We start from the raw sequence: 25,369 nt of genomic DNA on the forward strand, positions 1-25,369 counted from the left end.
TACAATCATGAGTTAGCTCTAGCCGATTAAAATTAAAACTTCTGATTATAACATATATCTTTTTTGCAAGAGGTCTAATAAAAGAATGAAAAAGCCCGCACCCACCAGAGAGCAGAAAAAAACCGAAATCGAGCGGTTGAGCCAAGCTGAAAGAGTGGAAATGGTACTGGATCTGCAAAAAATTATTGCACAATTGCAAGAAAAACTAGCTATTGCTGCGGGCAAAAGTCGAACCACCAGTCAGACTTCATCCAAACCCCCATCAACGGCTCCGATCCAAAAACCCGATAAACCAACAGTTAAACCAGAAGCAGACCAAAAAAAGAAACCAAGCGGACAACCAGGTCTTGACGGGGAGAACCCGCAAAGGGTTTGGACGAGTACACAGAACCGAAATTAGCTCACCCCACATCTGTCTCAGGGCTTAAAGAATGGCTATGGACGGCTAGTGGAGAAGGATTCTGTTTGTTTCATGCGGCAAATACTTTTGTGACGTGTGGAAGTAGAAACCATGCTGGGTACAAAACTTGCAGGAGCCTTAAGCTCAGATGATTTCAGCGTTTATAATGTTGGGAAAGTTGCAGCCCAACAGAAGTGTCTGGCTCACTTACGACGGCATTTCAAGAAAGTGCTGGGACTTCCTGGCAACAATAATGCAGCAGTCCCTCAAATATTTCTGTCATTAATAGATGAAGCTTTTACCGCCCCTGAGTCCTGGCGAAAGACAAAGGATCGACTGTTATCGATCGCGGATTCATCCCTCCGATAGGCTGGTCGCTTTTTAACTATTCGAGGGGGTCTAGGGGATCAATAAGTCCCACACCATAATCTTTGATTTGGTGTTGGGATACATGGACACCCCCACACCGATTTTATCCGGTCAATCAGGCGTAAAATCGGTAGCAGGTATAGATTTATAGATTTGCAATTCTGTGTTAGACTTGATTGCATGACTCTGATCATGAACTACTGCTACCGAATTTATCCCGACGCCAGCCAAGAAGAAACGATGCTTCATTGGTTGGAAATTTCTCGCAAGGTTTATAACTACGCCTTGCGAGAAATCAAAGATTGGGTCAATTCGCGTAAATGTAGTTTAGATTATTGTTCGCTGGAGAGAGAATACATCGTTCCAGCCGACAAGCCATTCCCTACCTATTACGTTCAACAGAACGAACTTCCCAAAGCGAAGAAAACGTTCTCGTTGTTGGGCGAAGCCCCTTCTCAAGTTCTGCAAACTACTATTCGTAGATTGCATGATGCTTGGAATTATTTTCAGTCGCGGGGGTTTGGCTTTCCTCGCTTCAAGAAGTTTGGACAAATCAAGTCCATGCTCTTTCCTCAATTCAAAACCAATCCTATTACGGGATGGCAGATAAGCTTGCCCAAACTTGGGAAGATGCCTATCAACTTGCATCGACCTATCCCAGAGGGGTTTGTGGTTAAGCAAGCACGGATATTGAGGAAAGCTGATAGGTGGGAAGTTGTAGTAACAATTGAGTCTGATGTGTCGATACCTGACGCTCAACCGCATGGAGATGGGCTGGGTATCGACTTGGGATTGTCCAAGTTTTTGACAACCTCGGATAAAGAGTTTATTGCTAGACCCCGATTCCTGACATCCTTGTACCGCAAGCTGGAATTGCTGCAACGTAAGTATGCCAGAACGAAAAAGGGTTCTAAGAACCGTGAGAAAGCTCGAATCAAGGTTGCCAGATTCCACAACCACATCGCTAGAGTTCGGAAGGATTGGCAATTCAAACTGGCTAACCATCTGTGTACCAAGGAAGGTATTGGGATGGTCTTTGTTGAGAACTTGAACTTGAAAGCGATGTCCAGGGGGATGTTGAGAAAACATACCTTGGATGCTGCTTTTGGTCAATTTCTCAATCTGTTGGAGTGGGTCGCCAAGAAGCATCAAATCTATTTTTGTCGCGTCAATCCAGATGGAACGTCTCAAACTTGCCCTAAGTGCAACACACATACGGGTAAAAAAGAGCTTTCCGAACGAGTTCATAAATGTGGTGAGTGCGGATATCAAACCGATAGAGATCACGCAGCATCCGAAGTTATTAGGTTGCGTGGTTTAGAACTCATTAGTACGCAAGGACTTTGCGGAATAGAAAATGCCTATGCAGTCGGTCTGCCGGGGATTGATGAAAGTCAGTCGCCGTCAGAGGCGAAATCCCGCAGGGGAAGAACTAGGAAATCTTCCAACAGTGATGTTGGGAAGCCCATACCATAATCTTTGATTTGGTGTGGGAGGATGTCACATTTTGCGCTATAAATGGAAATTGCAACAGCATCAAGCACGCTCCGAACACAGCTTTAAGTTTTAGGAGAATTTTCATGGCAACGCAAAACCAATCTCAAACCTCACAGCAAAATTCAGCTAGCGACGATCGCCCTGAATCTCGGCAGCCGATCCGCACTTCTGAAGATTGGGAAAAACCAGAGCTCGAAGAATTCGATTTGTGTTTGGAAGTCACCGCCTACATCTACAACCAGCAATAGCAGGAAATAACTATCATGCTTTTGTTGATAAAACACTCAATTCTGAGGATTGGGCTGGCAAGTGCTGGAATCACGATCGCAGCTTGCTCTGTCGCTCCCCCAAATACGGCTACTGTTGCCCCTACTGCTGCCCCTACTGCTGAAGCATCCCCCGTTCAAGCAGTATCTCCAAGCAGCACGGCTCAGGGGTTCAAGCAAGCAACGGTCGCGGAAGGGTTAGAACGCCCCTGGGGCATGGCATGGCTGCCCGATGGCAGTATGTTGATTTCGGAAAAAGCAGGGCGACTGCGGTTGCTGAAAAATGGGGTGTTGGAACCAACTCCGATCGCGGGCGTGCCGTCCGTGATGTCATCAGGCCAAGGTGGATTGATGGATGTTTCCATTCACCCTCGATTTGCCGAAAATCGATTTGTGTATCTGACTTACGCCTCGGGCACCGCCGATGCGAATCGGACTCGCATTGCCAGAGCGAGATTTGACGGCAAAGCTTTGCAGGATTTGCGCGTCATCTTCGAGGTGTCTCAAGTCAAGTCGGGTACGCAACATTTTGGATCGCGCATCCTGTGGCTGCCGGATGGCACCATGTTAGTCGCGATCGGAGATGGCGGAAATCCACCGGTGCAGCTAGAAGGCGCTCTGATTCGGAAGCAAGCACAGAATTTAGGCAGCCGTCTGGGCAAAATAGTGCGGTTAAACGATGATGGTTCAATTCCTCGCGATAATCCCTTCGCAACAAATGCCAATGCAGATCCGGCTATTTGGAGTTACGGACACCGCAATATTCAAGGGATAGCCTTCGATCCGGGAACAAAACGAGTTTGGGTAACGGAACACGGGGCGCGCGGCGGCGATGAATTGAATCTAGCTGAAGCGGGCAAAAACTATGGATGGCCGCTCGTCACCCACAGTCAGGAGTATGCAGGCGGCGAGATTTCACAGGAGCGATCGCGCCCCGGTATGGTAGATCCAAAAGTCGTTTGGACTCCGGCAGTGGCTCCTTCTGGACTGGCATTTTATACTGGCGATCGTTTTCCTGCTTGGAGGGGCAATCTGTTTGCCGGGGGCTTAGTTTCTCAAGACGTGCGGCGGATCGAGCTCGATGCAGCAGGAAATGTCCTCCGCCAGGAAGAAATTAGCATCGGGCAGCGGGTGCGGGATGTGCGGCAAAGTCCAGATGGGTTGCTGTACGTTCTCACAGATGACTCGAACGGTAAATTGATTCGGCTGGAACCGACTAATAACTGAGGTCGATTTGATTCTGGCTGCTGAATTCTGAATTCAGAATTCTTATTTTTAACGGATTTTGATAGATGATCGTGAGAATTTTGGGAGCAGCGGCGGGCGGGGGATTTCCCCAATGGAACTGTCATTGTCGGGGCTGTGAAGCGAGTCGATCGGGCCGGGCAACAGCGCTAACTCAATCATCGATCGCAATTCGATCGAACGGCGGGGATTGGTTTTTAATTAATGCTTCGCCGGACGTGCGCCAGCAAATTGAACTAATGAGAGCGCACAACTGTTTTGCTCCGCAAAACGGGCGCTCGCTGCCTTTTGCTGGCATCATTTTAACGGATGCTGAAATCGACCATACGACTGGGTTGATGTTGTTGCGGGAATCATCGCATCCTTTAAAAATTTACAGTTCAGATCGAGTCAAATTCGCCCTGACAACCGGCTATCCATTATTTTCGACACTGCAAAATTATTGCGGTGTCGATTGGTCGCCTCTAGATGCTGCCATCTCGCTGGCATCGGATCTGGAAGTCGAGGCTTTTGCACTTTCGACAAAACCGCCGAAATATATGCAGAACGAAGATCGATCGCCGGATGAAGTTTGGGGCGTAGGATTGACAATTCGCGATATCAGCACTGGTAAAACTCTAACTTATGCACCCGGATTGGCGGCGATCGACGAGACAATGCAGCGCCGTTTAAATGCCAGCGATTGCATCGCGATCGACGGCACGTTTTGGACTGATGACGAACTTCCAGCCTTAAGTGTTGGAGCGCGATCGGCACTGCAAATGGGACATTTACCTTTATCGGGAGAGCGAGGCAGTTTGCGGCAGCTTGAAGGACTAACTGGGTCGCGCAAAATTTTAGTTCATATCAACAATACCAATCCAATTCTAATTCCAAATTCTCCTGAGCGACAAGCAGTTGAAAGTCAAGAGGTTGAAATTGGTTGTGATGGATTAATGTTTGATTTGTGATAGGGCAATCATAAATGATTCATAAATTTTTTACCCCAAAAATTCCCCAAACTCGCTCGATCGGGAGTAAGAACTTCACAAATGATTTTCCGTAATGCCAGCCTTTTTTATTAGGTCGAGCGAGCGGAGGCGAGATATAGCAATCCTGAAAATATGCAATGATAAATTCATCACAAACTAGATCCGCTCGAACCATGCAAGAATTATTGTCACCGATTGAATTCGAGAATTTGCTGCGCCAGCAACACCACCGCTACCACCACCTGCACCCGTTTCACCAACGCATGAATGCAGGAGAATTGACTCCAGAAGAAGTTCGGCGCTGGGTAATTAATCGCTTTTATTATCAACGCAATATTCCGCTTAAAGATGCTGCAATTTTATCGAATTGTTCCGATCGAGAAGTGCGGCGCGAGTGGATTCAACGCATTATCGACCATGACGGCCGGAATATCGATCGCGACGTTAGGGGTGCGGAAGCAGGAGGAATTGAAGCATGGTTGCGATTGGGTGAAGCGGTGGGACTGTCGCGCGATCGACTGTTGGACGATGGAAATGTTTTGCCCGGAGTGCGATATGCTGTCGATGCTTATGTCAATTTCTGCAAGACTAAACCTTGGATTGAAGCGATCGCATCTTCGCTGACAGAGTTGTTTGGACCTGATGCAATTCGCGATCGATTGGTTGCGTTGGAAAAATACTATTCATGGATCGATCCGAGTGGATTTGATTATTTCCGAGTGCGATTGCATCAAGCCCCTCAAGATGCTCGCTACGCACTGAATTTAGTGGTGCAAAACTGTCAGACTGTTGAGATGCAACAGAAAGCTGTTCGGGCATTAATTTTCAAATGCGATCTGTTGTGGAGCCAGCTTGAAGCGATCGAACGAGGAGACACTCGTCCCTCAGAAACATGAGGGGAGAGGGGAAGAGGGGAAGATTTTAGATTGGGGGATTGGGGGATTGGGAGATTGGGACAATTACTAACTGTCAACTATCAACTATCAACTGTCAACTATCAACTGTCAACTATCTTGAAAACTAATGAATGGTAACAGTTATCCCTATCTTGCTTGTGGAGTGCGGCTGTTTTGGGATGAGATCAGGCAACAGCATTTTCTCTTGTTTCCCGAAGGCGCAGTCAAACTGAATAAAACGGCTTGGGCAATTTTAAAACTGTGCGATCGCCACCATACGACCGACGAAATTATTGCAGAGTTATCCGCGCAGTTTGCTAGCCCCAATGTAGAAGCAGATGTCCGCCAACTAATCGCTCAAATTTCGCAGCGAGGTTTTTTAAATGAATGAAATTGCGCTACCTTTTAGCTTGGTTGCAGAGTTAACCTATCGCTGTCCTTTGCGCTGTCCTTACTGCTCGAATCCGATAAATTGGAGCGATAATTCTTACCAGCAAGAACTCCAGACAGAGGATTGGTTGCGAGTAATCCGGCAAGCTCGAAAGTTGGGTATTTTGCAGTTGGGGCTGACTGGTGGAGAACCTTTGCTACGCAAAGACTTAGAAATATTGGTGGAAACCGCGGCCGAGTTAGGACTTTACACGACATTAGTTACGGCCGGAACTTTACTCACAAAAGAACGGGCGGCAAATTTAAAAAACCTGGGTTTAGATCACGTTCAAATTAGCATTCAAGATAGCCTCGCGGCGCAGTCCGATCGCATTGCCGGAACGCGATCGTTCGACCAAAAAATCGCTGCGTCTCAACTGGTAAAAGAGTTAGGTTTGCCGCTAACATTGAACTTTGTTTTACACCGTCAGAATCTGGATCGCCTTGAGGAAATGCTATCGCTGGCCGAGATGTTGCAAGCCGATCGCGTTGAATTAGCAAACACTCAATACTACGGTTGGGCGCTGCACAATCGGGATGCTTTATTGCCGACTCGCGAACAGTTAGCCCGCGCGGAACAAGTGGTGAAAGCAGCTCAACAAAGGCGCAAAATTCCGATGGGAATTCTCTATGTTATTCCAGATTACTACGCTCAATATCCCAAACCTTGCATGGGCGGTTGGGGGAATCGGACGTTAATTATTACTCCCAATGGCGACGGTTTACCGTGCCAAGCGGCAATGGCAATTCCCGATATTGAGTTTGGCAATATTCGCGATCGCGCGCTTGATTGGATTTGGTTTGAGTCTGCGGGAATGAATCGATTTCGCGGCACGAATTGGATGCCGGAACCTTGTCAGAGTTGCGATCGTAAAACCTTGGATTGGGGTGGTTGTCGCTGTCAAGCATTTCTGTTAACCCAAGATGCACGGGCTACCGATCCTGTTTGCCATCTTTCACCCCAACACTCTCAAATTCGATCGGTGTTAGATAGATTGTCCGTGCACAAAGAAGATTTTGTCTACCGCGATCGATCGGCAGGAACAAAAGGATTTAATTAAAAAGGGACAATCTGGAATTGCAACCTCTATTAATCTAATTTAAAACAGAATGGCGATCGCCATTCTTCCACCGCTTAAACAATTCCGGCGTCACCAACTTTTGCGTAAAAAAGATTGTCTCCAAAACTATCAACAATCCAAAAATAATCAACCGCATATCTCTCAAAAATTGTGCCAACCCAACCGGCAATTTCTGAATAGTAGCCAATCAGCCATCTCCGAATCAAACATGGATTGATTTGAATTTCAGCTAGCAATGCTGCAAAAAGAAGCAGAGGAACTAAAGAAAAAATAGCTAACTTTAATACAATTGAGGGATATTGTTGGCGGCTGCTTGGCGAACATCCGAGTTTGGGAGTTTATCAGTTGGTTGTGGAAGTCGAAGGAGATTGAAGGGAATTGATAGCTATATCACACCGATGTATTGTATCCCACAATGGTTTTAAGCAATAGCGAGATAAATGCGTCCGAAGTAATAAGAGTAAGATGCGAATACTTCTCTTGTTTGCACCGTACCATCTAATGCGGCAGAAATCTTGGAATTGATTTTCGGTCCCAATAAAACCCTGCTATTGCTGTCGATCGTACACTCAACTTTTCTCGTAAGCAGGTGGCCGATACTCGAATAATTCTTGCTCTGCCGCCGCAAATTTAGACCCATCCCTCCCAGAAGCAGGCCGAGCAAAGGACGCTTTGTTGCGAATCCCCTGGATATCTTCAGAAGAACGCTCAGACGATAGCACAAACTGAGTTCTCTGATAACGCAGATCGGCCAATTCAATTTTACCAGGTCGCCCTTCACAATAAGCTCGCTGGGCACAGCGTTTAACTGCGATCGCAATTTCAGCACTCGTTGCTCCGGCATAATCAGATAGTAGCAAATACCACTGTCTGTCGCTCCAAAGATTCTCTTTTCCTTCCCCAAACTGCTCTGGGAAATACTTAGCCAAATGCAAATTGAAAATCTCATAGCGAGCGCCGCTGTGCGGCAAATCCACAAACCAGATTCCGCCGTCGTCAAATCTGCGGATAAGTTCAGCCGGCAGCATTTCTAAGCGGTTAACAGTAGCTAACATTAACACGGGGCTTTCATGCTCCTGCATCCATGTGAGCAATTTCTGCGACAGCCGCCTAGCTACACCGCCATCAGCATTTGATGCCCAGCCAGAAAAACCCTTGTCAAAATCGTCAAAGAACAACACGCAGCCGCCCAAATTATCGGCTGTATCCAGCATTTTGTTGAGAGCGCGATCGGGATTAGAAGAACCTAGAATATTGCCCCAACTTGCTGCTAAAAGCGCATAACCTAATTTCTTAGCAGCTAGCTTTGCACTCAAACTTTTGCCCGTCCCCGGCGGCCCCCACAGCAGCATTCCTTTGGGGGGTCTGAGGTGATATTTCTTGGCATCAGCTTCTGACAGCTTTACGACTTCGCTCAAATAAGCGTCTAATAAATCTAAACCGCCAGCATGAGGCACGTCTGGAGAAGCAATGAACTCCAACCCCTGGTCTCGAAGTTGCGATATTTTATGCTCTAATACCAACTGTGCGATTTGGACAACTGAAGCGGTCACAGAGAGCGATCGATCTAACACTAATTCAATTTCAGCCTGTGGCAGCCCTAGACTAGAAACAGCCAGCCGTTTTTTAGCAGCTACCGCATCTGAACCAAAATCAAGGGAACAATTGCGATCGCAAAAATTATCTACAAGAACTTCGACTTCAAAACGATCGGGTAACGGACATTTGAGTAGAGGAATTAATGGACTTAGCTTTGATGGCAGTTGGATGTACTCACCCAGCAGTACCCAATATTGGTGGGCCCAACGCCCTTTCAGTTCAAAGAATGCGTTAGCCAATTGAGAATAACGGCGGATAAGAGGCTGTTCGCTACTCTCTGATTCCAAAATATCCTCTAACAAAAAGATACCGGGGCAGTCATTTTCCAGCAGAAATTGCAGGACATCGCTTTCGACAGATAGCTCAGTTTTGCAGAGGACGCATTCACTATTATACATCTCTGAAAAAGCATCTGAAACGCTTGTCATGTTTGAGTGAAAACCTAAATTTGGGAGATGTTTATCGAAACACTGCACCTGTTGAAGAGTTGACTGCACCTGTTGAAGAGTTGACTGCACCTGTTGAAGAGTTGCATAGCCCGGATTCCAATAATAAACAGGTAAACAACACTCATTAGCGTACTGATGAAATGATGACAAGATTGTTTGGCGATCGGCACTGTAATATTCGAGGGCAATAATGGGAGTTTGAATAACTCTTAAGTTAGACCAGTTATTGGAAATCTTCATGCGTTATACACCACTACTTACAGGAGATTTAACATAAAATTTAACTAATGTAATTAAAATTTAACTTCCTGCTAATGAGCGAAATTCTCCCCCTCAACTGGAGGGGGTAATTGTGCCTAACGGCACTCATAAATTGATGTTATGTAAGTTAAATTGTCAATCATGGCCACAACTAAAAAACAAACAGCAGCCACTCCAAATCGCTCTCAGTCACCAGTGCCTGCTAAATCTAAACCGCCCGAAAAACAGAACAGTCAAACAGTCGGCAGTAACAATGGAGCTAAATCAAAACCTCAACTTAACCTCAGCTCCGAGCAACTTGCTGTCGAGCTAGTCAAACAGATTCGCAATACAATTCATAAGAAGTACGGTGTGACAATTCAGCGTCGCGATAGCCGTATTTCGACAAAGGTTGGCCACGCAATTCGCGAAAAACTGGGATTGGATATTCAAGCTCAGTTGAATAAGCGCAACGGTAATGGCAATGGTAAAAAGTTCGACTGGCAAGAGTGGAACAATACTGTGTTTCCCAAGCTAGTTGGCCGGCCCGAGGAACTCAAGTATGGTGTCGAAGTTGTTGCCTTAGCGATGAGCCAACTTTACGATACAATTGCTGACAACCCGCAAGCTGCCATTGCCGATTTAATGGAGTTCAATGCTCAAAGCTTAAAGCGTCGCAACGAGTTAGCTAAATCCTCAGAAGAAGATACTGAAGAACTCGATGAGGACGACGAACTCGATGATGAAGATGATGAAATTGATGACATACTCGATGAAATTGATGAGGATGACGAAGACGAAGAAGGCGATGAGGATGAGGATGAGGATGATGACGATGAGGAGGATGATTTTAGTTTAGACGAAGACGAAGAATTTGAGGAAGACGACGAATAATTGCTAAAGTTTGACTAGAAAGCTCTGCTGAAAAAGCAGAGCATTTTTTTGCCTCTATCGAGGCCTTTTCCACGAATCGCGATGCTGGGTAATGATTGTCGCCACCGTCCGAATCAGGACGCTCTGGGAAGCAGACCCAACAAATTCACAATCAAGGAAAATTGGACCTTGGTTGTGAATTTAATTTTACCCACTCACCCACCCACTAAATTTTTTGAATTAATTGTAATTAGCAGACTGCCGTCGCTTTAGTTGTGAAAAAAAACACGCTTGAGGGTTAATCATGGCTAATCGCAAATCCGCTCCAACTCCGATGCAAAAGCAATTTGCAGAAACTCTTGAAGAACAGCGCTTCGAGATGTTTTTGCACGTTGCCCGCGAGTTAACGGGACGTGCCAAACAACGACAGTTACAGAAAGGTAAAGCTCTTGACTGGGAAGCGTTCAATACTTGGTTTAACAAGCAATATGAAGGCTACTCGGCTGACGAGATGCTTGAAGAAATCTTGAGCAACGTTTACTGGCTTTCATCTGAGCAAGCAGTGATTGACTTGCACTTCCGTTATATCGAATCGGCAGTCAAAGCTTCTCATAAGAAAAAGGCAACTGACGATAATGAAGAGATTGATGATTTTGTCAAATAATCAATGACGACCCCCGATAAAGGGGATAAAATCCTGCTCCAAGCAGGATTTGTTTGGCCCGCCCACCCACCGCACCAGTTCGATTTGCGACATTTATGATCGCATTCTCACAAGGATTTAGTTAATAGCACTTATGGAGTAATAACTTGATTATGTCATTCTGAACCCTTGACGGAGTTTACCATCGAGCGTAGGAAAGCTTCCGCAAGTAATGCGAATAATCTCAAACCTTTGCAACACAGTTACAAACCGTAAGTTATATATAGTTAATTGGTTTTATCCGAGAATGTAGGTTACTTAATAAGTCAGCGTAAAACCGTTTTGCAATAAATTAAATAACTGTTCTTGTTAAAAAGCTTTGATATTAAACGCGAGCGCGTTTGAGAGATGTTCCACTTGCAAATTATAATCATGTACGAACCTATTCAGCATTTTCTTACCCTCACAATTGAAACTGTGGTAATTTTTGGTTACGGTGGCTTAATTGTTCACTATCTCGCTACGCTGTTAGCATCGAAGCGGATGAATCATTCTGAAAAACTCTCAGCAGAACTTGCCCCAGATTTTGTGCCTCTTCTCAATGAAATTGCTTCCTTTCCTGCTGTTACCGAATCGGCAGCAACTCCAGAACCCACAGAAGAACAGCGCCTCACCTCTTCGCTACAATTTAAAGCCGAATTTGCTTCTAATATTCAACTCGATACCGATACATTAAATCTACCCTTCATTCAAGTCGATAGCCTGACTCTTCGACAATGCCGCACCGTTATTAGAGCGCTCAATTCCACTCTCCCACGAAGTGAGCATATTCGCGTGAAACTCAACAAAAAAGATGTGCCAGCAGATTCGTTAAAATTTCAAATCAAGAAGCACTTTGACCATCGACCGCAGCAAGTTGTCTCCCTAATTGAGCAAATTTTGAGAGTTAGTTAGCACGATCGGGGAATCAACAAGCCAATTAGTCTTTTATTTCAAAACAACTTATGGTAACGATTTGATAGAAAGTTTTTTTGAATGCACCCTCCTTTTCCTGACCCAGCTATTAGTTACTTTCTTGAGCGCCAAGGGGAATCCGACCCTTGCCAATCTGTTCGCTCAACTCGTTGAGACTCAATCCCCGTTCAATTGTGATCGCACGAATTTCCTCCATCCTACCGACGTTACCTAGATATAAGCTACATAGCAGCATATCTGCCGGCAGCGAAGATTTTTTGTGCGGTTAATTGCAAGTCAGGAAAGATTGATGAAATAAGCCGATCGTCATTTTGAAACAACTGTTTTTGATACTCGTCTTCTCGCAGCGTACAAATTGTAACTGTCGGCTGTTTGGGTTTGCCAATATATTCTCTGCCACCAATGCCCAAATAGTCAACAATCCAATACTCAGGCACTCCAAGCAGGGCGTAATCTTCAACTTTGCGAGCGTAATCGTTCTGCCAGTTGGTGCTAACGACTTCAGCAATCAGTTTAATTGAGGAACCTGATGTAATTACAGGTTCTTGTTGCCACAAAGGTTCATTAATTAGTCGAGTTTGGTCTAATACAAGCACATCGGGGCGAAATGCTGTTGCTGTTCCTAATAGTTTGATGAGACAGCGAGGGGGGATAAGGTAGGGTAGATCCAGGCGGTCAATTTCTACATTCAGTTTTCGTCCCAGAAAACCGGATACTTGTTCGTGCGGCCCTGTTGGTTCCATTTCGGTTAATTCACCATCAATCAGTTCGTAGCAATCGCTGTCGCCGTAGTTTGTAATAAATTCATCAACAGTTATAAGTTTTGGAGGTGATTGAACCATTGTGTTTGTTCCTCATCCGACGGCAATGTACGTCTTTATTCAAAGCCTCCCCATACCTGAAAGATTGGCTGTGGGTTGTTTGCGACTTTGTTCCTCGGCGTCAGTCAAAGTAATCTTGCGCCTGCCAATCTGTTCGATCAACTCGCTCAAACTCAATCCGCGCTCTCTAGCAATAGCGCGAAAACCTTCCCACCCTGCAGATGTTACCTGAATGTTCCTTTGCTTTTTTGGCTCCTCATATCGAGGTTCGCCTCCGCCTAACTTTAAATTAGCTAGAGAGTTGGGGTGGAGCTGCGTTCCTTTGCTTGGGGGCATTTTGCAACATTATCCTTTCGACTTTTTTCTTTATTATCCCACATTACGAGCATAATTCCGTGGTACTATAGGTAATATGGAATCAACCTATACGAGTCAACTTCTTCAATCTGGTGTCTGGCTTTGGGGCTGGCAAGTCAGGGGTTGACTTATCTCAGGAGGCACTAGGAAATGCACCCAACTCAGGAGACACCGGGCAGCGAGCAGCGTCAACCTTTAGTAGTTTTGCTCGGCTCAACCCAAAAGCACCACCACACTGTTGCAGACTCCCTGCGGATTGACCCTGATTTCCAAACGCTCATCCCTCCTTTGAGTGCCAGCGAGTTTGCTACCTTAGAAGCCAGCATTCAAGAGAAAGGGTGTCGGGACCCTTTGGTGGTTTGGGCTGAGGAAAAAATTCTCATCGACGGTCACAACCGCTATGCTATTTGTACGGCGCACGGCATCCCCTACCAAACTGTAGAGATGTCTTTCGACAGCCCTAACACCGTCAAAGTTTGGATGCTCCTCAATCAACTCGGCCGCCGCAATCTCACGTCTGAGTCAGTCAGCTATTTGCGCGGCACTTGGTACGAACTCACCAAACAGTCCCGCGGCGGAGACAGAAAATCAAGTGGTCATTTTGACCACTTGAAAACAGAGACAAAGTTGGGGGCACAGTTCAAGGCATCCCCAAAAACAATTCGCAGAGACGCTCAGTTTGCTAAAGCAGTAGATACCCTGAGTTCTATTGGAGGAGAGGATATGAAGTGGAAAATACTGAATCGCTCTGCGGGGATGACCAAGAAGCAGGTCATCGCTTTGGCGATTGATGCTCGCAGCCGTCCGGCTAAGGTTGCCAAAACTTTACAGGGGCGCGACCAAAAAGTAAAGCCTGAAGGTGAACCTACCATCGCTCATCACCTGACGCTCAAAATTGGTTCGTTAGTAGAAGTGTACGCGCCAGATCGCGAAGATGTTAACGGCAGGTTAGGCCGCATTCAGTCAGTGGGCGAGAAAACGGCCACTGTGTGGATGCGACACATCCCCACCGTTACTATGCAGTCATACACCTTCAAGCACTCGGCTCTCACTGCTGTACCGCTAGACAATCAACCCGGACTTCAAGAAATTTGCGATCGCACTGGCCGACTTCACCAATTAGGAAATCTAGACCCGTTTGAAGTCGAAATTCTGAACTTGTTAGAAAGAGCAACGGTTCTTACTCCCACCGAATTGCAGTATTTAGAACAGATTGAGGATAGACACAAACTTGATTGAGTGCCTCATGGTGTTGCTGAATCAAATATTCGGGGAGATTTGCAGGCGGGGCTTCGTCGTAATAGTAGATAAATAGACAACCGATGATGCTGTCGCTGTGTTCTAATAACCAGCAGAAAGAAAGGGGTTTTTTGATTTAATTGATGACGTATTTTTCAAATTCAAAGTTAGGTTTGACTAGCATTGAGGGGTCGATCGATTCGCGTTCAGCAGCGAATGCTTGCCAGAGAGGGGCGAGATCCTTTGCGTCGGTTGCGGTGGCTAGACGGTGGCTGTAAGGGGCGATAGGGGCGATCGGCATAGTTGTGGCTGTCATAGTTTTTGGGGAGTGAATTTGCTCCGAAGGTGAAAGCCTTCCATTGTGTATTGGGATTTCGCGGGGTATTTTTACGCAAAATCGGAGTTTTTATAATAAAAGTTAATATATAGGACTCAAAGAGGGAGGCCCAGAAACCGGGTTTTTTACGAAAATACTGAATCGCAGTGTTGAATCTGCTGAAAAACCCGGTTTCTTTAGTTGGCGGGTGCAGGAGTGGAAAGCAGGCTATCTACTCAATCAAGGAGAGGATGGAGGAATAGAATCAATATTTGCCAAAGCAAAGTTGAGCATTTCTTCTGCCCGATCTATTGTTTGCACTGCGTCTGTTTGTGAGATTTGTATATCAGCGTTATAGTCAGCTTCTAATCGAGTTTTTTGGGCATCTATTAGGTAACGATGGAACTGCACCGGAACGCGGCCCGAACGAGCAAATTTTTGACCGAAACCGGCGATGACAGCGGAGTGGCGAGAATAAGATAATTTCTCTGACTCTAAAAATGCAGTGACTATGTAAAACATCACATAATAAGCGCGGGAAGCGGCAGAATCAAAAAAGCCTTGCTCACATAAAACCCGTGCAGCCTGCAAAGTTCTATCAGCTTTATCAAGTAACCTTTGTTGCTCTGGGTTCATATTGGGACTCCTTCGCGACGGATATTGCGAAAGAAACCGCTTTCATACTCTTGGTACTTCTGAAGTGTGGCAAACATACAGCTAATCACGACGGTATGTTCTAAGCATATATCGGCAATCAAAACAGAAATACGCTCGCTTTCTTGGGAGTAATTGAAGGGTTGTTTGAGAAGGATTAATATATCAATATCGGAGTCCGGTCTAGCATCGCCTCTGGCTTGGGAACCATAGAGAATGATTCGGATTAACTGTTCGCCATAAAGATTTTCTAATCCCTGGCGAATTTGGGCAATAATTTCTTTGAGTTGAACATTGATCGTTGAAGTTGGCATAGTTGTTTATAAGCCAATCGATGATGTTTTTAGCTAAGATGTTGGCAATATACCAATTATACTGGCAAATGATGCTCGTAGTCGTCCGGCTCAAGTTGCCAAAACTTTACAGGGGCAATGTCGTTCGGTAAAACCTGAAAAGCAACCTGCCATCGCCCACCACCTGACGCTCAAAATTGGTTCCTTAGTAGAGGTGTACGCGCCAGATCGCGAAGATGTTAACGGCAGGTTAGGCCGCATTCAGTCAGTCGGCGAGAAAACGGCAACTGTGTGGATGCGACACATCCCCACCGTTACTATGCACTTGTACACCTTCAAACACTCGGCTCTCACTGCTGTACCGCTAGACAATCAACCCGGACTTCAAGAAATTTGCGATCGCACTGACCGACTTCACCAATTAGGAAATCTATATCCTTTTGAGATATAAATCCTCAACTTGTTAGAAAGAACAACGGCTCTTACTCCCACCGAATTGCAGTATTTAGAACAGATTGAGAACAGACACAAGCTTGATTGAGTGCCTCACAACTATTCTTCCTTTTGAGAACAGCAATAACTTCGGAAATTTTAGTGGATTCACTTGACAGTTCAAACACTGAGTCAATCAATTTTTGTTGAGCTGCTAATTGTTGCAGTGAATAACAAGCTACCGCTCGCACTCGCTCGGGAGACTTGCTAGCATTTTTGGCAGCAAACGGCCCCCAGAAAGCACTCAGTACAATCTTAATCTGTTCCGATATTGGGTATGTTTGACTCAAACAGTAATCCCAAACCATCTCATCGAATGGGTCGTTTAGTGCAACTAAAACACCCGATATTTGCGACTGTACTTGCTTCTGATTGTGGTTCGATAACGGCTGATTGTTCAAATTGGCAATCATAGATTTCTCCTGTTAAGCTAACTTCTTTACATCCCATCCTCAATTTTAGTATTTGCCCTCAAGGAACAAACTCTCGTTCTTGAGGGGAGCGAATCCACAAAGTACAAAATCCTTTTTGTGCAGGTTTACCCTCTACTGTCAGCGTCACCCCCAATCGATTTATCTCAGTTTCACACAGTTTTTTGCCACCTTTCTCGCTCAACAAAGCTTGATTCCAGCTCATAAATTGGCGAGCATATTTTCCTTCATTGCTTGTTGCCCACTGAATTGTATCCGCGTTCTTGCGAGCAAACTGACCCTCTTTGCTCAGCCCCCATTCGAGCGCTACGGCTTGTTCTAAAGTGAGCTGGCGCGGCCCTTTTGGGTCGAGTTCAGGCGGTGGAATGAACCGGGGCACAGCTAACCCGATAAAAGCGCCGATCGCCATTGCCCCTAACACTACCCCGCTCCCAAAAATCACCGACCAAATATCGTGAGCAACTTTCTCTAAAGCTGCTTGTCGCACTAGGGTGGAAACTGAGTTGGAAATGTGGCGATGTTGCACCTTAACAGCCGCTTTTCCCTGCCGTTCTAAAAACTCCCTGCTTTCTTTTTCCCAATTTTCAGTAAGCTGGCGAACTTGTTCCAGTTCTTGAGAAATAACAGCTTGAGAATCTTTCAAATCACCTTGCCATTGAGATTGCCAATTCTTGAAAAACTGGTCAATCTCTTGTGGTTTTTTTTCTAACAGCAGTTCGAGTTGACCTGTAGCCAGCAATACGATAAAAAGCGGGTCATTTTTATTGAGACCGTATCGGTAAGCTGTCTGAATGACATGAGAGCGAAATTTAGAGTCTTTGCCCTTGAGTACCTGGCTGATTAGTGACTCAGTATCTCTCTCGTACATGGGAGGGGCAGATAAAGGCTCTCTGTTCAGAGCTTCTCTTTCCCTCGAATCATCGTCTATGAGTTCCCAAAACTCCTTTTCATTTAGCTTACTCCCATCTAATTTCAACTTTTCTTCTACTGCATCTTCTGGAAATGTATCTGGAGAATCGGGCAAATTTTGCGAATTTTCAGTGGGTTGTAGGGAATTTTTTTTGGTATTATTAAGTCTGCCCTGTTCCCTTGGCGTTTCCAATATCTCGCCAAACTCTTGAGAGTCAACTTCGGAAAGTTCTTCTAAAAGTCGATCGGACATTTAACCTCCTACCTAATCAAAATCCTAATCTTTATGCTGTTCTGCATCGCGCATTCTAGAGTCTAATAGGCTTGGGATAAGAACAATCTGACTTCCTTTCACAAGTCTCTATATCCCAAAAATTAGTGAAATAAAATTCGTCTGAAAGCGCTAACCCAAGCGTATTGTTTTATAGTCTGAATTCACATTTTTTCCCTCCCATAACGAGTGCATTATACATCGACTGTAAAATTTACCCTCCTGGACGTAAAATCGGTTTAGACACTACCTGTAGTAAGATGCGTTTCGGCACACCCAGCCCGTTCAGGAGTGGTGAAGAAGTTTTTGAAACCCTGGAAATCTCGTAGCGGGCGATCGATCAATCTTCTTATTTTCAGAATTTAAACGCAATAAGCAACGTTTATTGCTAAGAACCAACGCCTGGGATAACACAACTGCGTTGATTGCACTCAGCCAGCGGGCTGGTTTCGGCACACCCTATCAGTAGAGTGTGTGTGTAAGCCCTAATTTAGATTCGTGAACTACCAGACGCTGACCACTTAGGCGGTACAGCGCTGGCTTCCTGATTCAACGGGGCGGGGCGTCTAGCAAAACCGAAGTTTTACCAGATCGACTTACATCCCCTCCACAGGCTGAAGCGCTAGTTCCTAACGCCAGCATCCGCAAGGCTTCATTTCTAATATTGATCGCTGCATTTACATCACGGTCATGGTGAGTGCCACAATGCTTACAAGTCCATGCCCTAATATCAAGAGCGAGATGATCAACTCGATTTAAGCAGACATGGCAAGTCTTTGAGCTAGGAAACCATCGATCGATCTCGATATAAGTTTTACCTTCACTTTCAGCCTTGTACTTGAGCATGGTGCAGAACATACCCCAGCCAGCGTCGCTAATCGATGAGGCTAGATTAGGATTTTTGACCATGCCTTTGACATTGAGATTTTCCACTGCAATAACTTGGTTTTCGTTTACTATCTTGCGGGATAGTTTATGTAGAAAATCTTCACGACATCTAGCAAATTTGGAGTGGACTTTTGCCACTGCCAATCTTGCTTTTTTACGGTTTTGACTACCCTTCTTTTTGCAAGACAACTTTTGCTGTTTGCGTTTTAGGTTCTTTTGGCGTTTGGCAAAATATCTAGGACGATCAAACTTTGAACCATCGCTAGTAATTGCCAAGTGAGTTAAGCCAACATCAACCCCAACAGCTTTGTCAATTGGCAGTGATTTGGGATGAGATTTACCATCATTAATCAGAACGGAAGCAAAGTATTTACCGTCGGAATTGCGAGATACGGTGACAGTTTTAATGCCCCCTTCAAAGCTTCTATGAAGCCGACAATGTACTAATCCAATCTTAGGTAAATTGAGAGAGTTGCCTTCAAACTTGACATTTTGAGGATAGCTAATTGACTGCCTACCATGCTTCGATTTGAATTTGGGCAACATTGCCCTCTTGTCAAAGAAGTTTTTGTAGGCAGTGGATAGATTCAAAGCTACTACTTGCAAACACTGGGAATATGGTTCTTTTAACCATTCATATTCTTTTTTGAGTGCAGGAAGTAAGCCTTGTATATACCCCCTAGACAATCCCTTGCCAGTATTCTTGTAGGTTTCTTGACATAGGTTTAGGGCGTAGTTCCAGAACCATCTCGCACAGCCAAAAAACTTTGCAAGCAAGGCTTCTTGTTCACTCGTGGGATAGATTCTGTATTTGTAGGCTCTATACATTTATCAAGATTATGGAATACTGATCAGATTATAGCAGATAGAATTTCTATTGATTCGCTATCGCTCCATTTATTTTCTGACTCACTTTCATCCCGCCACTCATCCGATATCGCTCCATTTATTTTCTGACTCACTTTCATCCCGCCACTCATCCGATGCGGATAGAGTGCGGGACTTCCCGTTCGCATTAGTTAAAAGCTTACGATATAGCCTTTCTCACCCTAGTGAAGTATGCTGAATCCCTTGATTGTCAAGATTTTGAGCTTCAAGGATATACCTCACCTGACCAAGAACCGCTATACCTTTTTTACAAATTACAGCCTCCTGAGACTTTACAACCTGTTGCTTATTTGGTTACTCATTTTGTGGCTCATTTTCTATCTGCATTTCCTCATTTTTTTTAGTTCATGGGGCGCGATAACTTCTTTTTTATTGCGATTGGGTGCGTTGTTAAACAAACCTACATCTTCTATCAGACGGAAACAGTCTTCCAGAAAAGTATGCAATCGCTGCTGACTAATCAAGAAGAATTCAGAGTGTTTCATTGCTTGAGAAAATGACAACCGCTTCGTATCAATAAACTTGCGCTCTCTTGCACTCAGAGCCGGCAAATCTACCACAGGAATTCGGTAATTATTAATGAGCTTGTTCATTTCTTTATGGCTTTGTACGTGCGACCAATCTTTGCAAACTCCAAAATTGCGGACAAAAATGTGATTGAGCTGACCTTCAAAGTAGTTGAAAGAGTCAATAAACATTTCAATGCTGTCCGTCGTGCCCCCGCAAATAAACCACTTGCATACATCAACTCCTGACTGCTCTTTAAAATCGGGAGAAGTTAAATTAGCTTCATCAATCCATTTGTTGATAATGCCGTAAACCCGAGCTGGTAAATTGACAATTACAGGAGTTTCTACTGCTGTTTCAAAAATAATATCGATATCGAAAAACTTCTCTTCATCCTCAACTAAAGCTACGATTTTTGCATTGTGTTCAGGATAGCGCTGCTGCACGTCAGGATTTTGAAAATCGCCATCAATTAACGTGTACAGCAGTTCATACTTCTGATTGAATTCAACCAGAATCCGAGTTAGCATCGACTTGCCAACGCCACCTTTCTCGCCGTCAACCAAGTGAATCATGTTAGTCATTTCATTCCTCCTTGCTGGATGTCGATTTCTATTCAAGACTTAATAATTTTTAACTAAAGCTAGGCCCGACCATTGCTGGATCGAAACCAGCTAAGTTAAACGCGCTGTTTTCAAACTCAACTTCTCCCGAAAATTCCTCTGCTTCTTTTTCTTCGGGCAAACTTGCGGGATTTGAACTCTCAGGGGCAGTTAATTCCGTAGCAATAGATGTACTTGGATTCGACAAGTGAGAGAAAGTAGCTAAAGGAATTAAACCCGAAGAAATACCAGGGGCAATTACTCCTAACTCGGTACAGTTAAATCCCGCATCTCGGCAAACTTCATCTATCTGCCTGAGCAAAAAATTAATGCTTTCTCGCCTCAAATACTCTAAGTCTGTACTAGAATGACTACCGCTATTGCGTAAAGCTGCTAACAGCCACCGCGCTTTTATCAGAGGTAAAATCGTTTCTTTGAAGCTAAAAAAAGGATGATTTTGTAGGTAAGACAGCAAGATAGCGTCTTCGGAATCTGGCAAAACTTGACAGCGCCAGCAAAATTCCTTGTAGCGTTTTCTAGGCATAATTCCTCACCTTCTTTCCAGCACCTCGGTAGGGCCCTCCCAATAAGAGAGCTGCATCTAAGTTTGCTTCTGATTCCTCTAATGAAGGTTCTGTATTGGACGACGGCTCATCACTCAATTTGTTAGAATCATCTAAGCAGCTATGTTTGATACTTGAATCAGCCTTTTGTTGAGCGCCAATTTCAGTGTTTTGTTCAGTAATATCTTCAGTCTTTTGTTCAGCGGGTTCCTCAAATTTTTGTTCAGCGGGTTCCTCAAATTTTTGTTCAGTAATATCTTCAGTCTTTTGTTCAGTAGATTCCTCAAATTTTTGTTCAGTAGATTGCTCGGATTGAGCGTGAGTAAATTGCTCAAGTTTTAATTTAGTAGGTGGCTCGGATTTGGGGTGAGTAGGTTGTTCAGATTTTGGCTTGGTAGATTGTTCAGATTTTGGCTTGGTAAATTGTTCAGATTTTGGCTTGGTAGATTGTTCAGATTTTGGCTTGGTAGATTGTTCAGCGCCTTCTTTTACACTCTGTAGATCGGTTGGAGGGAGTGGAGCATCTCCTGAAGTGGAAGTTGTATCTTCTGCCCTCTGAGAAGTTGCCGCAACAGACCTTTGCCTCAGTACCTCACACTGAGATTTGAAGTAAGAAAATAGTCCGTAAACATCAGCTATGCGGCAACCTAAACCATCAGGGTCAAGTGTTTTTGGCACTGTTATACCTGCGTGCCAAGATAGCGAATAATGAGAAAACTGATTTCGCAGTTCTGGCTTCATATATTCAGAAGTCCCCCCGCAAAATACAATTTCATCTAAATCGGGCGGCAGCACTTCATTAATCCAATGAGATAGCATTCGAGCGTAGTCGAAGCGAGACAGCTTGACTGCTTCAATCAATTGGTCAACTTCTCGATCTTTAGCTGTTTCCTCTCGATTCCGAGCAATTCGGTAAAAGTAAGGGCGGTTGTAGCTTACGCCCGAAGAAGCGATTGATAAAGCCAAACGGGAAGCATCGTAGTTAGAGGTTCGCTCTTGAACTAGATCCACCAACCTTACCATTCCTAAGTCTGAAGTTTTGCCCTTACCGACAGCACCGCGTGCCGAAACTATTACCGAAGCATTGCTCCATCCTACCATAACAAAGGCAGTTACCCGCTGCTTGAAGGCTGAACCTAAATTACTGTTGTGGATCAAAGCAATGCCGCCACCTTCTTGCAAAGCTTGGGTTTTGTCCAGGGTGACGGATAGCTTGCCGGTGGGTGTTTCAAATGAAGCAGAGTATTGACTTAATAGCTCAAAAAATTGCTTGGAGTCATTAAATTCGCCTGGGGGCAAGAAAACGGAGATCGCAGCGCTAAATTGATTGCCTAAATCTAACTTCCGCGACACTACCCACAAAGCTGAAGCGTGCTTTGTACAAAGCGCTACTGTACTTCAGTCCCGCTAAACCGATGTGAGCATTGAATTGCGCTGCTGCTAGGTAGCCAACGGCTCGGCATTCATTACCAATTGCCACCCAAGCAATATTTTCGGGAGATGCTGATGCGAGGTTGGGTTGTGTGAAACAATTGGCTATGTCTTGGCTCACTGGCCCCACCTGCGATTCCATTACAAAGGAGTTTGCTTTACTGCCTGCTTGCGAGCTTTGGCAGAAAACTCTAGTAGATAAGCCGCCAAAATCTATAGCCAGAATCGCATCTGGTATTGAGGATTTTTTCTTCATAAACGCTGGCTTTTATTACGTTATAAAATGATAGTATTGGCTTCAGTTTAAGTCTGACCTCACCAAATCCGGTGGTTTTGGATAATTAAAATAGCCCCCTCCAAATGGCGGGGGACAGGCTGCCTTGCAAGGAAAACATCTCGTTTTTTGCCGGTTGCTTTGCCCTCCCTACAAAGAGCAACTCTGCTAAGGTTGCGCTAATATGAAAGGCCAAAGATGGATTTTGATAACTATCCTGTCTTCGTTTAACTCAAGTTGAGCCTGGATTTCTGGAGCTTCAAAGAAATAAATTGGGTACGGTAATCTTCGGGCAGCTTGATTTGATGTTGCCGCTCGAAACTTTGCAACTCGGCTTCCGCAAGCGTTTGCCTCAGTTTGTATTGGTGAGAATCGGCGCGTGTTCCGTGCAGATTTTTATCTTCTTGCTGCAAGGGTTGAAGCAGTTCTGCTAATTCTTTAATATTCTTTGATATTTTCAATTGCCGATTCCAGAGAGCAATCCATCATATCCCAGTCAATGCCATCATCGGGGAACAGCGATAATTGCCCGGGTGATACGTTGGATTGCCCGCGGTTGTGATAAGAAAGGTGACACGCAGTACAAAGGGCTATTAAATTTTCTGGACGGTTGTCCTCCGGTATCCGGTTGCGGTGGTGCACTGTCAAAGTTAGGGAACATCGTTCGGATTTGGTTAAGCCACTTTTCTTACCGGGTCGGAGGCATTGTTGATTGCACTTAGCGCAGCGCCAGAGCGCACTTTCTTTCACGGATAACGCAATCTCTCGCCAATTTTTTGGATACCTTTTGGGTTTTGCCATAAACGTCAAAGCTCATCTCTCTATAGGGCGATCGCTTTTGTTGCCATTACTCAGAATACCGTCTCATCCGGGCATAAAAGCGATCGTATTCGGGGAGGCAAGGGCATGGCGGGCTTGGGGTTTGGGTTTTAGTTTGGCTCGAAATCTGGGTTGGCGGCGATCGCCAATGGCGCTACAGCTCAAGATCCTATTAGTTTTTTCACTCCTTCAAGATAGAAAATCCTGATATTACCGAAACTCCTGTAGGCTTAAATACACTTGACTATCTAAGTAATTAATAATCTCCCGGCGTTGCGCTTGACTTAGATATGCTTTTGACCCTTGATACTTCAGTTTTAATTCTTCAACTCCATTTTCGATAAATTTCATTTTGCATTGACTGATAAATGTTGCTGATACATTTAATATTTTTTGAATTTTAGAACAAGGCATCCCCTCAATCCACATCATTACGGACATTGCTCGCTTCAGTTCTCGCTAAAGGAGGGGTTGCTATCGATAAAATCACTTAACTCTTTTAAAGGTTGTTGCTCACACATATTGTTTTTTTCACTGAGATTCAGTATGCAAGTATTATACTCCACAACCATTATAAAGTATAAATTTTTGTGAATTCTTTAGGATTGCTATATGCGGTCAAGTGATTGCTGCTGTGACAGAAGACGGCGAAACAATAGGGCTGACAGAAGCTCAGTTTCAATTAGTTGCGGCTAATCTGACTTTGGTTATCATCCTGTAATAAATTCTGCCTCAAGTCCGTACTTGGGGCAACTTGATTATTTTAAAAACTACCTAATAACACATAACTAATAACTAACACAACTAAAACGAAATGGCTATCGCAATGGGTGCAAACAACAATGGTGAGAACATCAGGCCCAGAAAGAAGACGCAATTACCTGCCTCCCAGGAATCTGTTACATCGACTGAATCTACGCGCCCAACACCTCCTTATTGGATGCCATTTGCACTCAATTGCTAGCAGCATCAGAACAGGGAATAGAAGCACTGACCGCCCTCAAAGCTCAACTAACAGCACAGCACGACACCCCGGATACTCCTGAATCCTACTCAATTGTGCAGCAAGCGTGGCAACACATGAATCCAGAGCAACGCGCTCTTATCTCCAGTCGCTGCGATGCTCACCGAGAAAAAGAACGAGTGCGCGGTAAATCATTACACCAACTCACCGCCGAACTGGAGGACTTTGATGAGCTAATCGACAGCATCGAAGGTGAAGAAATCACACCCGAATTAGAAGCAGCGGTGCAACAACTACTCGAACAACGCGATAACACCCACGACCAATGGCTCATCAAAGTAGACAATTACTGCGCGGCCATCACCAACCGCCACGCTCTGAGCAAACAACGGAAAGCTGAAGCAGAACGCCTGAGTAAACTAGCAGCATCGGATAGCACACGGGTTGATTGGATGAAGCAACAACTCAAGAAGTGTCTCGAATCCCAGGGTGTGAAAAACCTGAGCTTACAGCGTTTCCACTTAACTATCAGCAAGAATGGCGGAGTGTTGCCCATCAAACTCGCTTGTGAAGTAGCACAACTTCCTCCCCAGTTTCAACGCATTGAGGTATCAGCCGATAACTCCGCTATCCGCAAAGCTTTGGAATCAGGAGATATCGAAGCTCAGGAAATTGCACAATTCGGAGAACGTGAAACCCACTTGAGAGTCCGCTAG

The 25,369-nt window shown here is 44.9% G+C and carries 32 protein-coding genes; 15 read left to right on the top strand and 17 right to left on the bottom strand.

Annotated features, from left to right (window positions below; genetic code table 11):
* Window positions 1-85: 85 nt before the first annotated feature.
* The 9 genes from QUB39_RS22615 (at window position 86) to pqqE (ending at window position 7,134) form a co-directional block, all read left to right on the top strand.
* Entirely contained in the window at window positions 86-400 is a 315-nt protein-coding gene (locus tag QUB39_RS22615) for a hypothetical protein (RefSeq protein ID WP_333058496.1), read from the top strand.
* Between the two features lie 111 nt (window positions 401-511).
* Window positions 512-769, top strand: a complete 258-nt coding sequence (locus tag QUB39_RS22620) for an IS66 family transposase (RefSeq protein ID WP_333058498.1) — start codon at window positions 512-514, stop codon at window positions 767-769.
* A gap of 180 nt (window positions 770-949) precedes the next feature.
* Window positions 950-2,245 (top strand): transposase, encoded by a 1,296-nt coding sequence (locus QUB39_RS22625; protein ID WP_333274622.1) that lies wholly within the window; start codon window positions 950-952, stop codon window positions 2,243-2,245.
* A 104-nt stretch (window positions 2,246-2,349) separates the two neighbouring features.
* A complete protein-coding gene (gene pqqA, locus QUB39_RS22630; RefSeq protein WP_333058502.1) occupies window positions 2,350-2,514 on the top strand; it encodes a pyrroloquinoline quinone precursor peptide PqqA in 165 nt (54 codons plus the stop codon).
* A 15-nt stretch (window positions 2,515-2,529) separates the two neighbouring features.
* Entirely contained in the window at window positions 2,530-3,759 is a 1,230-nt protein-coding gene (locus tag QUB39_RS22635; protein WP_333058504.1) for a PQQ-dependent sugar dehydrogenase, read from the top strand.
* A 65-nt stretch (window positions 3,760-3,824) separates the two neighbouring features.
* On the top strand, window positions 3,825-4,727 hold the full coding sequence (gene pqqB / locus QUB39_RS22640; RefSeq protein ID WP_333212554.1) for a pyrroloquinoline quinone biosynthesis protein PqqB: 903 nt from the start codon (window positions 3,825-3,827) through the stop codon (window positions 4,725-4,727).
* Between the two features lie 194 nt (window positions 4,728-4,921).
* Window positions 4,922-5,644 (top strand): pyrroloquinoline-quinone synthase PqqC, encoded by a 723-nt coding sequence (pqqC, locus tag QUB39_RS22645; RefSeq protein ID WP_333279438.1) that lies wholly within the window; start codon window positions 4,922-4,924, stop codon window positions 5,642-5,644.
* A gap of 127 nt (window positions 5,645-5,771) precedes the next feature.
* Complete coding sequence (gene pqqD, locus QUB39_RS22650; protein ID WP_333058621.1) at window positions 5,772-6,035, top strand: pyrroloquinoline quinone biosynthesis peptide chaperone PqqD; 264 nt, start codon at window positions 5,772-5,774, stop codon at window positions 6,033-6,035.
* The gene (pqqE, locus tag QUB39_RS22655) at window positions 6,028-7,134 is read left to right on the top strand and encodes a pyrroloquinoline quinone biosynthesis protein PqqE (protein WP_333058622.1); all 1,107 of its coding nucleotides are present in this window, start codon (window positions 6,028-6,030) and stop codon (window positions 7,132-7,134) included. Before pqqD ends, pqqE begins: the two co-directional genes overlap by 8 nt.
* 34 nt (window positions 7,135-7,168) lie before the next feature.
* On the opposite strand, the gene QUB39_RS22660 is transcribed toward pqqE, so the two are convergent.
* Both QUB39_RS22660 and QUB39_RS22665 read right to left on the bottom strand, forming a co-directional pair.
* Window positions 7,169-7,342, bottom strand: coding sequence for a hypothetical protein (locus QUB39_RS22660; RefSeq protein WP_333058623.1), 174 nt, complete (start codon window positions 7,340-7,342; stop codon window positions 7,169-7,171).
* Window positions 7,343-7,724: 382 nt separating this feature from the next.
* A complete protein-coding gene (locus QUB39_RS22665; RefSeq protein WP_333212551.1) occupies window positions 7,725-9,443 on the bottom strand; it encodes an ATP-binding protein in 1,719 nt (572 codons plus the stop codon).
* Window positions 9,444-9,605: 162 nt separating this feature from the next.
* Here QUB39_RS22665 and QUB39_RS22670 point away from each other — a divergent pair, with 162 nt between their 5' ends.
* The 3 genes from QUB39_RS22670 (at window position 9,606) to QUB39_RS22680 (ending at window position 11,913) form a co-directional block, all read left to right on the top strand.
* On the top strand, window positions 9,606-10,337 hold the full coding sequence (locus QUB39_RS22670) for a hypothetical protein (protein WP_333212549.1): 732 nt from the start codon (window positions 9,606-9,608) through the stop codon (window positions 10,335-10,337).
* Window positions 10,338-10,620: 283 nt separating this feature from the next.
* Window positions 10,621-10,980: a hypothetical protein gene (locus QUB39_RS22675; protein ID WP_015179737.1), complete on the top strand. Its 360-nt coding sequence runs from the start codon at window positions 10,621-10,623 to the stop codon at window positions 10,978-10,980.
* Window positions 10,981-11,391: 411 nt separating this feature from the next.
* Window positions 11,392-11,913: a hypothetical protein gene (locus QUB39_RS22680; RefSeq protein WP_333212547.1), complete on the top strand. Its 522-nt coding sequence runs from the start codon at window positions 11,392-11,394 to the stop codon at window positions 11,911-11,913.
* A 242-nt stretch (window positions 11,914-12,155) separates the two neighbouring features.
* On the opposite strand, the gene QUB39_RS22685 is transcribed toward QUB39_RS22680, so the two are convergent.
* Together QUB39_RS22685 and QUB39_RS22690 are read right to left on the bottom strand one after the other, a co-directional pair.
* Complete coding sequence (locus QUB39_RS22685) at window positions 12,156-12,776, bottom strand: Uma2 family endonuclease (protein ID WP_333058079.1); 621 nt, start codon at window positions 12,774-12,776, stop codon at window positions 12,156-12,158.
* Between the two features lie 39 nt (window positions 12,777-12,815).
* Window positions 12,816-13,091, bottom strand: a complete 276-nt coding sequence (locus QUB39_RS22690) for a hypothetical protein (RefSeq protein WP_333058078.1) — start codon at window positions 13,089-13,091, stop codon at window positions 12,816-12,818.
* 171 nt (window positions 13,092-13,262) lie between these two features.
* Between QUB39_RS22690 and QUB39_RS22695 the strand changes: the two genes are divergently transcribed.
* Window positions 13,263-14,351, top strand: a complete 1,089-nt coding sequence (locus QUB39_RS22695; protein WP_333058077.1) for a hypothetical protein — start codon at window positions 13,263-13,265, stop codon at window positions 14,349-14,351.
* A 136-nt stretch (window positions 14,352-14,487) separates the two neighbouring features.
* Here QUB39_RS22695 and QUB39_RS22700 read toward each other — a convergent pair whose 3' ends face one another.
* The 3 genes from QUB39_RS22700 to QUB39_RS22710 form a co-directional block, all read right to left on the bottom strand.
* Window positions 14,488-14,667, bottom strand: coding sequence for a hypothetical protein (locus tag QUB39_RS22700; RefSeq protein ID WP_172186618.1), 180 nt, complete (start codon window positions 14,665-14,667; stop codon window positions 14,488-14,490).
* Window positions 14,668-14,907: 240 nt separating this feature from the next.
* Entirely contained in the window at window positions 14,908-15,303 is a 396-nt protein-coding gene (locus QUB39_RS22705) for a HEPN domain-containing protein (protein ID WP_015179743.1), read from the bottom strand.
* A complete protein-coding gene (locus QUB39_RS22710) occupies window positions 15,300-15,635 on the bottom strand; it encodes a nucleotidyltransferase domain-containing protein (protein WP_015179744.1) in 336 nt (111 codons plus the stop codon). The genes QUB39_RS22705 and QUB39_RS22710 overlap by 4 nt, the downstream gene beginning before the upstream one ends.
* Window positions 15,636-15,828: 193 nt before the next feature.
* Here QUB39_RS22710 and QUB39_RS22715 point away from each other — a divergent pair, with 193 nt between their 5' ends.
* Window positions 15,829-16,065, top strand: a complete 237-nt coding sequence (locus QUB39_RS22715) for a hypothetical protein (protein WP_333058076.1) — start codon at window positions 15,829-15,831, stop codon at window positions 16,063-16,065.
* A 31-nt stretch (window positions 16,066-16,096) separates the two neighbouring features.
* Here the strand turns inward: QUB39_RS22715 and QUB39_RS22720 are convergent, their stop codons facing one another.
* The 10 genes from QUB39_RS22720 to QUB39_RS22765 form a co-directional block, all read right to left on the bottom strand.
* The gene (locus tag QUB39_RS22720) at window positions 16,097-16,519 is read right to left on the bottom strand and encodes a hypothetical protein (RefSeq protein ID WP_333058075.1); all 423 of its coding nucleotides are present in this window, start codon (window positions 16,517-16,519) and stop codon (window positions 16,097-16,099) included.
* Window positions 16,520-16,577: 58 nt separating this feature from the next.
* Entirely contained in the window at window positions 16,578-17,699 is a 1,122-nt protein-coding gene (locus QUB39_RS22725; RefSeq protein ID WP_333212542.1) for a DUF6753 family protein, read from the bottom strand.
* Between the two features lie 567 nt (window positions 17,700-18,266).
* A complete protein-coding gene (locus tag QUB39_RS22730; protein WP_333058073.1) occupies window positions 18,267-19,433 on the bottom strand; it encodes an RNA-guided endonuclease TnpB family protein in 1,167 nt (388 codons plus the stop codon).
* 377 nt (window positions 19,434-19,810) lie between these two features.
* Window positions 19,811-20,584 carry a mobilization protein MobD-like protein gene (locus QUB39_RS22735; protein WP_333212540.1) on the bottom strand — a complete coding sequence of 258 codons (774 nt, stop codon included), beginning with the start codon at window positions 20,582-20,584 and terminating at the stop codon, window positions 19,811-19,813.
* 49 nt (window positions 20,585-20,633) lie between these two features.
* Window positions 20,634-21,146 (bottom strand): hypothetical protein, encoded by a 513-nt coding sequence (locus QUB39_RS22740; RefSeq protein WP_333212538.1) that lies wholly within the window; start codon window positions 21,144-21,146, stop codon window positions 20,634-20,636.
* Entirely contained in the window at window positions 21,139-22,464 is a 1,326-nt protein-coding gene (locus QUB39_RS22745) for a hypothetical protein (RefSeq protein WP_333485166.1), read from the bottom strand. The genes QUB39_RS22740 and QUB39_RS22745 overlap by 8 nt, the downstream gene beginning before the upstream one ends.
* A gap of 19 nt (window positions 22,465-22,483) precedes the next feature.
* Complete coding sequence (locus tag QUB39_RS22750; protein ID WP_333212085.1) at window positions 22,484-22,852, bottom strand: hypothetical protein; 369 nt, start codon at window positions 22,850-22,852, stop codon at window positions 22,484-22,486.
* Window positions 22,853-23,097: 245 nt separating this feature from the next.
* Entirely contained in the window at window positions 23,098-23,331 is a 234-nt protein-coding gene (locus tag QUB39_RS22755) for a hypothetical protein (protein WP_333058069.1), read from the bottom strand.
* Window positions 23,309-23,671, bottom strand: coding sequence for an HNH endonuclease (locus QUB39_RS22760; protein WP_333212083.1), 363 nt, complete (start codon window positions 23,669-23,671; stop codon window positions 23,309-23,311). The genes QUB39_RS22755 and QUB39_RS22760 overlap by 23 nt, the downstream gene beginning before the upstream one ends.
* Window positions 23,672-23,899: 228 nt before the next feature.
* Window positions 23,900-24,121, bottom strand: a complete 222-nt coding sequence (locus QUB39_RS22765) for a hypothetical protein (protein ID WP_332979205.1) — start codon at window positions 24,119-24,121, stop codon at window positions 23,900-23,902.
* A gap of 504 nt (window positions 24,122-24,625) precedes the next feature.
* Here QUB39_RS22765 and QUB39_RS22770 point away from each other — a divergent pair.
* The gene (locus QUB39_RS22770) at window positions 24,626-25,369 is read left to right on the top strand and encodes a siphovirus Gp157 family protein (RefSeq protein ID WP_333058068.1); all 744 of its coding nucleotides are present in this window, start codon (window positions 24,626-24,628) and stop codon (window positions 25,367-25,369) included.

Source organism: Microcoleus sp. AT8-B5 (genome assembly GCF_036705565.1).
In the GTDB taxonomy this organism is placed as follows: domain Bacteria; phylum Cyanobacteriota; class Cyanobacteriia; order Cyanobacteriales; family Microcoleaceae; genus Microcoleus.

Bases quoted from the DNA above. Each gene is read 5' to 3' on its own strand.
- QUB39_RS22615 (WP_333058496.1), top strand. From the start codon at position 86: ATGAAAAAGCCCGCACCCACCAGAGAGCAGAAAAAAACCGAAATCGAG.
- QUB39_RS22620 (WP_333058498.1), top strand. From the start codon at position 512: ATGCTGGGTACAAAACTTGCAGGAGCCTTAAGCTCAGATGATTTCAGC.
- QUB39_RS22625 (WP_333274622.1), top strand. From the start codon at position 950: ATGACTCTGATCATGAACTACTGCTACCGAATTTATCCCGACGCCAGC.
- pqqA (WP_333058502.1), top strand. From the start codon at position 2,350: ATGGCAACGCAAAACCAATCTCAAACCTCACAGCAAAATTCAGCTAGC.
- QUB39_RS22635 (WP_333058504.1), top strand. From the start codon at position 2,530: ATGCTTTTGTTGATAAAACACTCAATTCTGAGGATTGGGCTGGCAAGT.
- pqqB (WP_333212554.1), top strand. From the start codon at position 3,825: ATGATCGTGAGAATTTTGGGAGCAGCGGCGGGCGGGGGATTTCCCCAA.
- pqqC (WP_333279438.1), top strand. From the start codon at position 4,922: ATGCAAGAATTATTGTCACCGATTGAATTCGAGAATTTGCTGCGCCAG.
- pqqD (WP_333058621.1), top strand. From the start codon at position 5,772: ATGAATGGTAACAGTTATCCCTATCTTGCTTGTGGAGTGCGGCTGTTT.
- pqqE (WP_333058622.1), top strand. From the start codon at position 6,028: ATGAATGAAATTGCGCTACCTTTTAGCTTGGTTGCAGAGTTAACCTAT.
- QUB39_RS22665 (WP_333212551.1), bottom strand. From the start codon at position 9,443: ATGAAGATTTCCAATAACTGGTCTAACTTAAGAGTTATTCAAACTCCC.
- QUB39_RS22670 (WP_333212549.1), top strand. From the start codon at position 9,606: ATGGCCACAACTAAAAAACAAACAGCAGCCACTCCAAATCGCTCTCAG.
- QUB39_RS22675 (WP_015179737.1), top strand. From the start codon at position 10,621: ATGGCTAATCGCAAATCCGCTCCAACTCCGATGCAAAAGCAATTTGCA.
- QUB39_RS22680 (WP_333212547.1), top strand. From the start codon at position 11,392: ATGTACGAACCTATTCAGCATTTTCTTACCCTCACAATTGAAACTGTG.
- QUB39_RS22685 (WP_333058079.1), bottom strand. From the start codon at position 12,776: ATGGTTCAATCACCTCCAAAACTTATAACTGTTGATGAATTTATTACA.
- QUB39_RS22690 (WP_333058078.1), bottom strand. From the start codon at position 13,091: ATGCCCCCAAGCAAAGGAACGCAGCTCCACCCCAACTCTCTAGCTAAT.
- QUB39_RS22695 (WP_333058077.1), top strand. From the start codon at position 13,263: ATGCACCCAACTCAGGAGACACCGGGCAGCGAGCAGCGTCAACCTTTA.
- QUB39_RS22700 (WP_172186618.1), bottom strand. From the start codon at position 14,667: ATGACAGCCACAACTATGCCGATCGCCCCTATCGCCCCTTACAGCCAC.
- QUB39_RS22705 (WP_015179743.1), bottom strand. From the start codon at position 15,303: ATGAACCCAGAGCAACAAAGGTTACTTGATAAAGCTGATAGAACTTTG.
- QUB39_RS22710 (WP_015179744.1), bottom strand. From the start codon at position 15,635: ATGCCAACTTCAACGATCAATGTTCAACTCAAAGAAATTATTGCCCAA.
- QUB39_RS22720 (WP_333058075.1), bottom strand. From the start codon at position 16,519: ATGATTGCCAATTTGAACAATCAGCCGTTATCGAACCACAATCAGAAG.
- QUB39_RS22725 (WP_333212542.1), bottom strand. From the start codon at position 17,699: ATGTCCGATCGACTTTTAGAAGAACTTTCCGAAGTTGACTCTCAAGAG.
- QUB39_RS22730 (WP_333058073.1), bottom strand. From the start codon at position 19,433: ATGTATAGAGCCTACAAATACAGAATCTATCCCACGAGTGAACAAGAA.
- QUB39_RS22735 (WP_333212540.1), bottom strand. From the start codon at position 20,584: ATGACTAACATGATTCACTTGGTTGACGGCGAGAAAGGTGGCGTTGGC.
- QUB39_RS22740 (WP_333212538.1), bottom strand. From the start codon at position 21,146: ATGCCTAGAAAACGCTACAAGGAATTTTGCTGGCGCTGTCAAGTTTTG.
- QUB39_RS22750 (WP_333212085.1), bottom strand. From the start codon at position 22,852: ATGAAGAAAAAATCCTCAATACCAGATGCGATTCTGGCTATAGATTTT.
- QUB39_RS22760 (WP_333212083.1), bottom strand. From the start codon at position 23,671: ATGGCAAAACCCAAAAGGTATCCAAAAAATTGGCGAGAGATTGCGTTA.
- QUB39_RS22765 (WP_332979205.1), bottom strand. From the start codon at position 24,121: ATGATGTGGATTGAGGGGATGCCTTGTTCTAAAATTCAAAAAATATTA.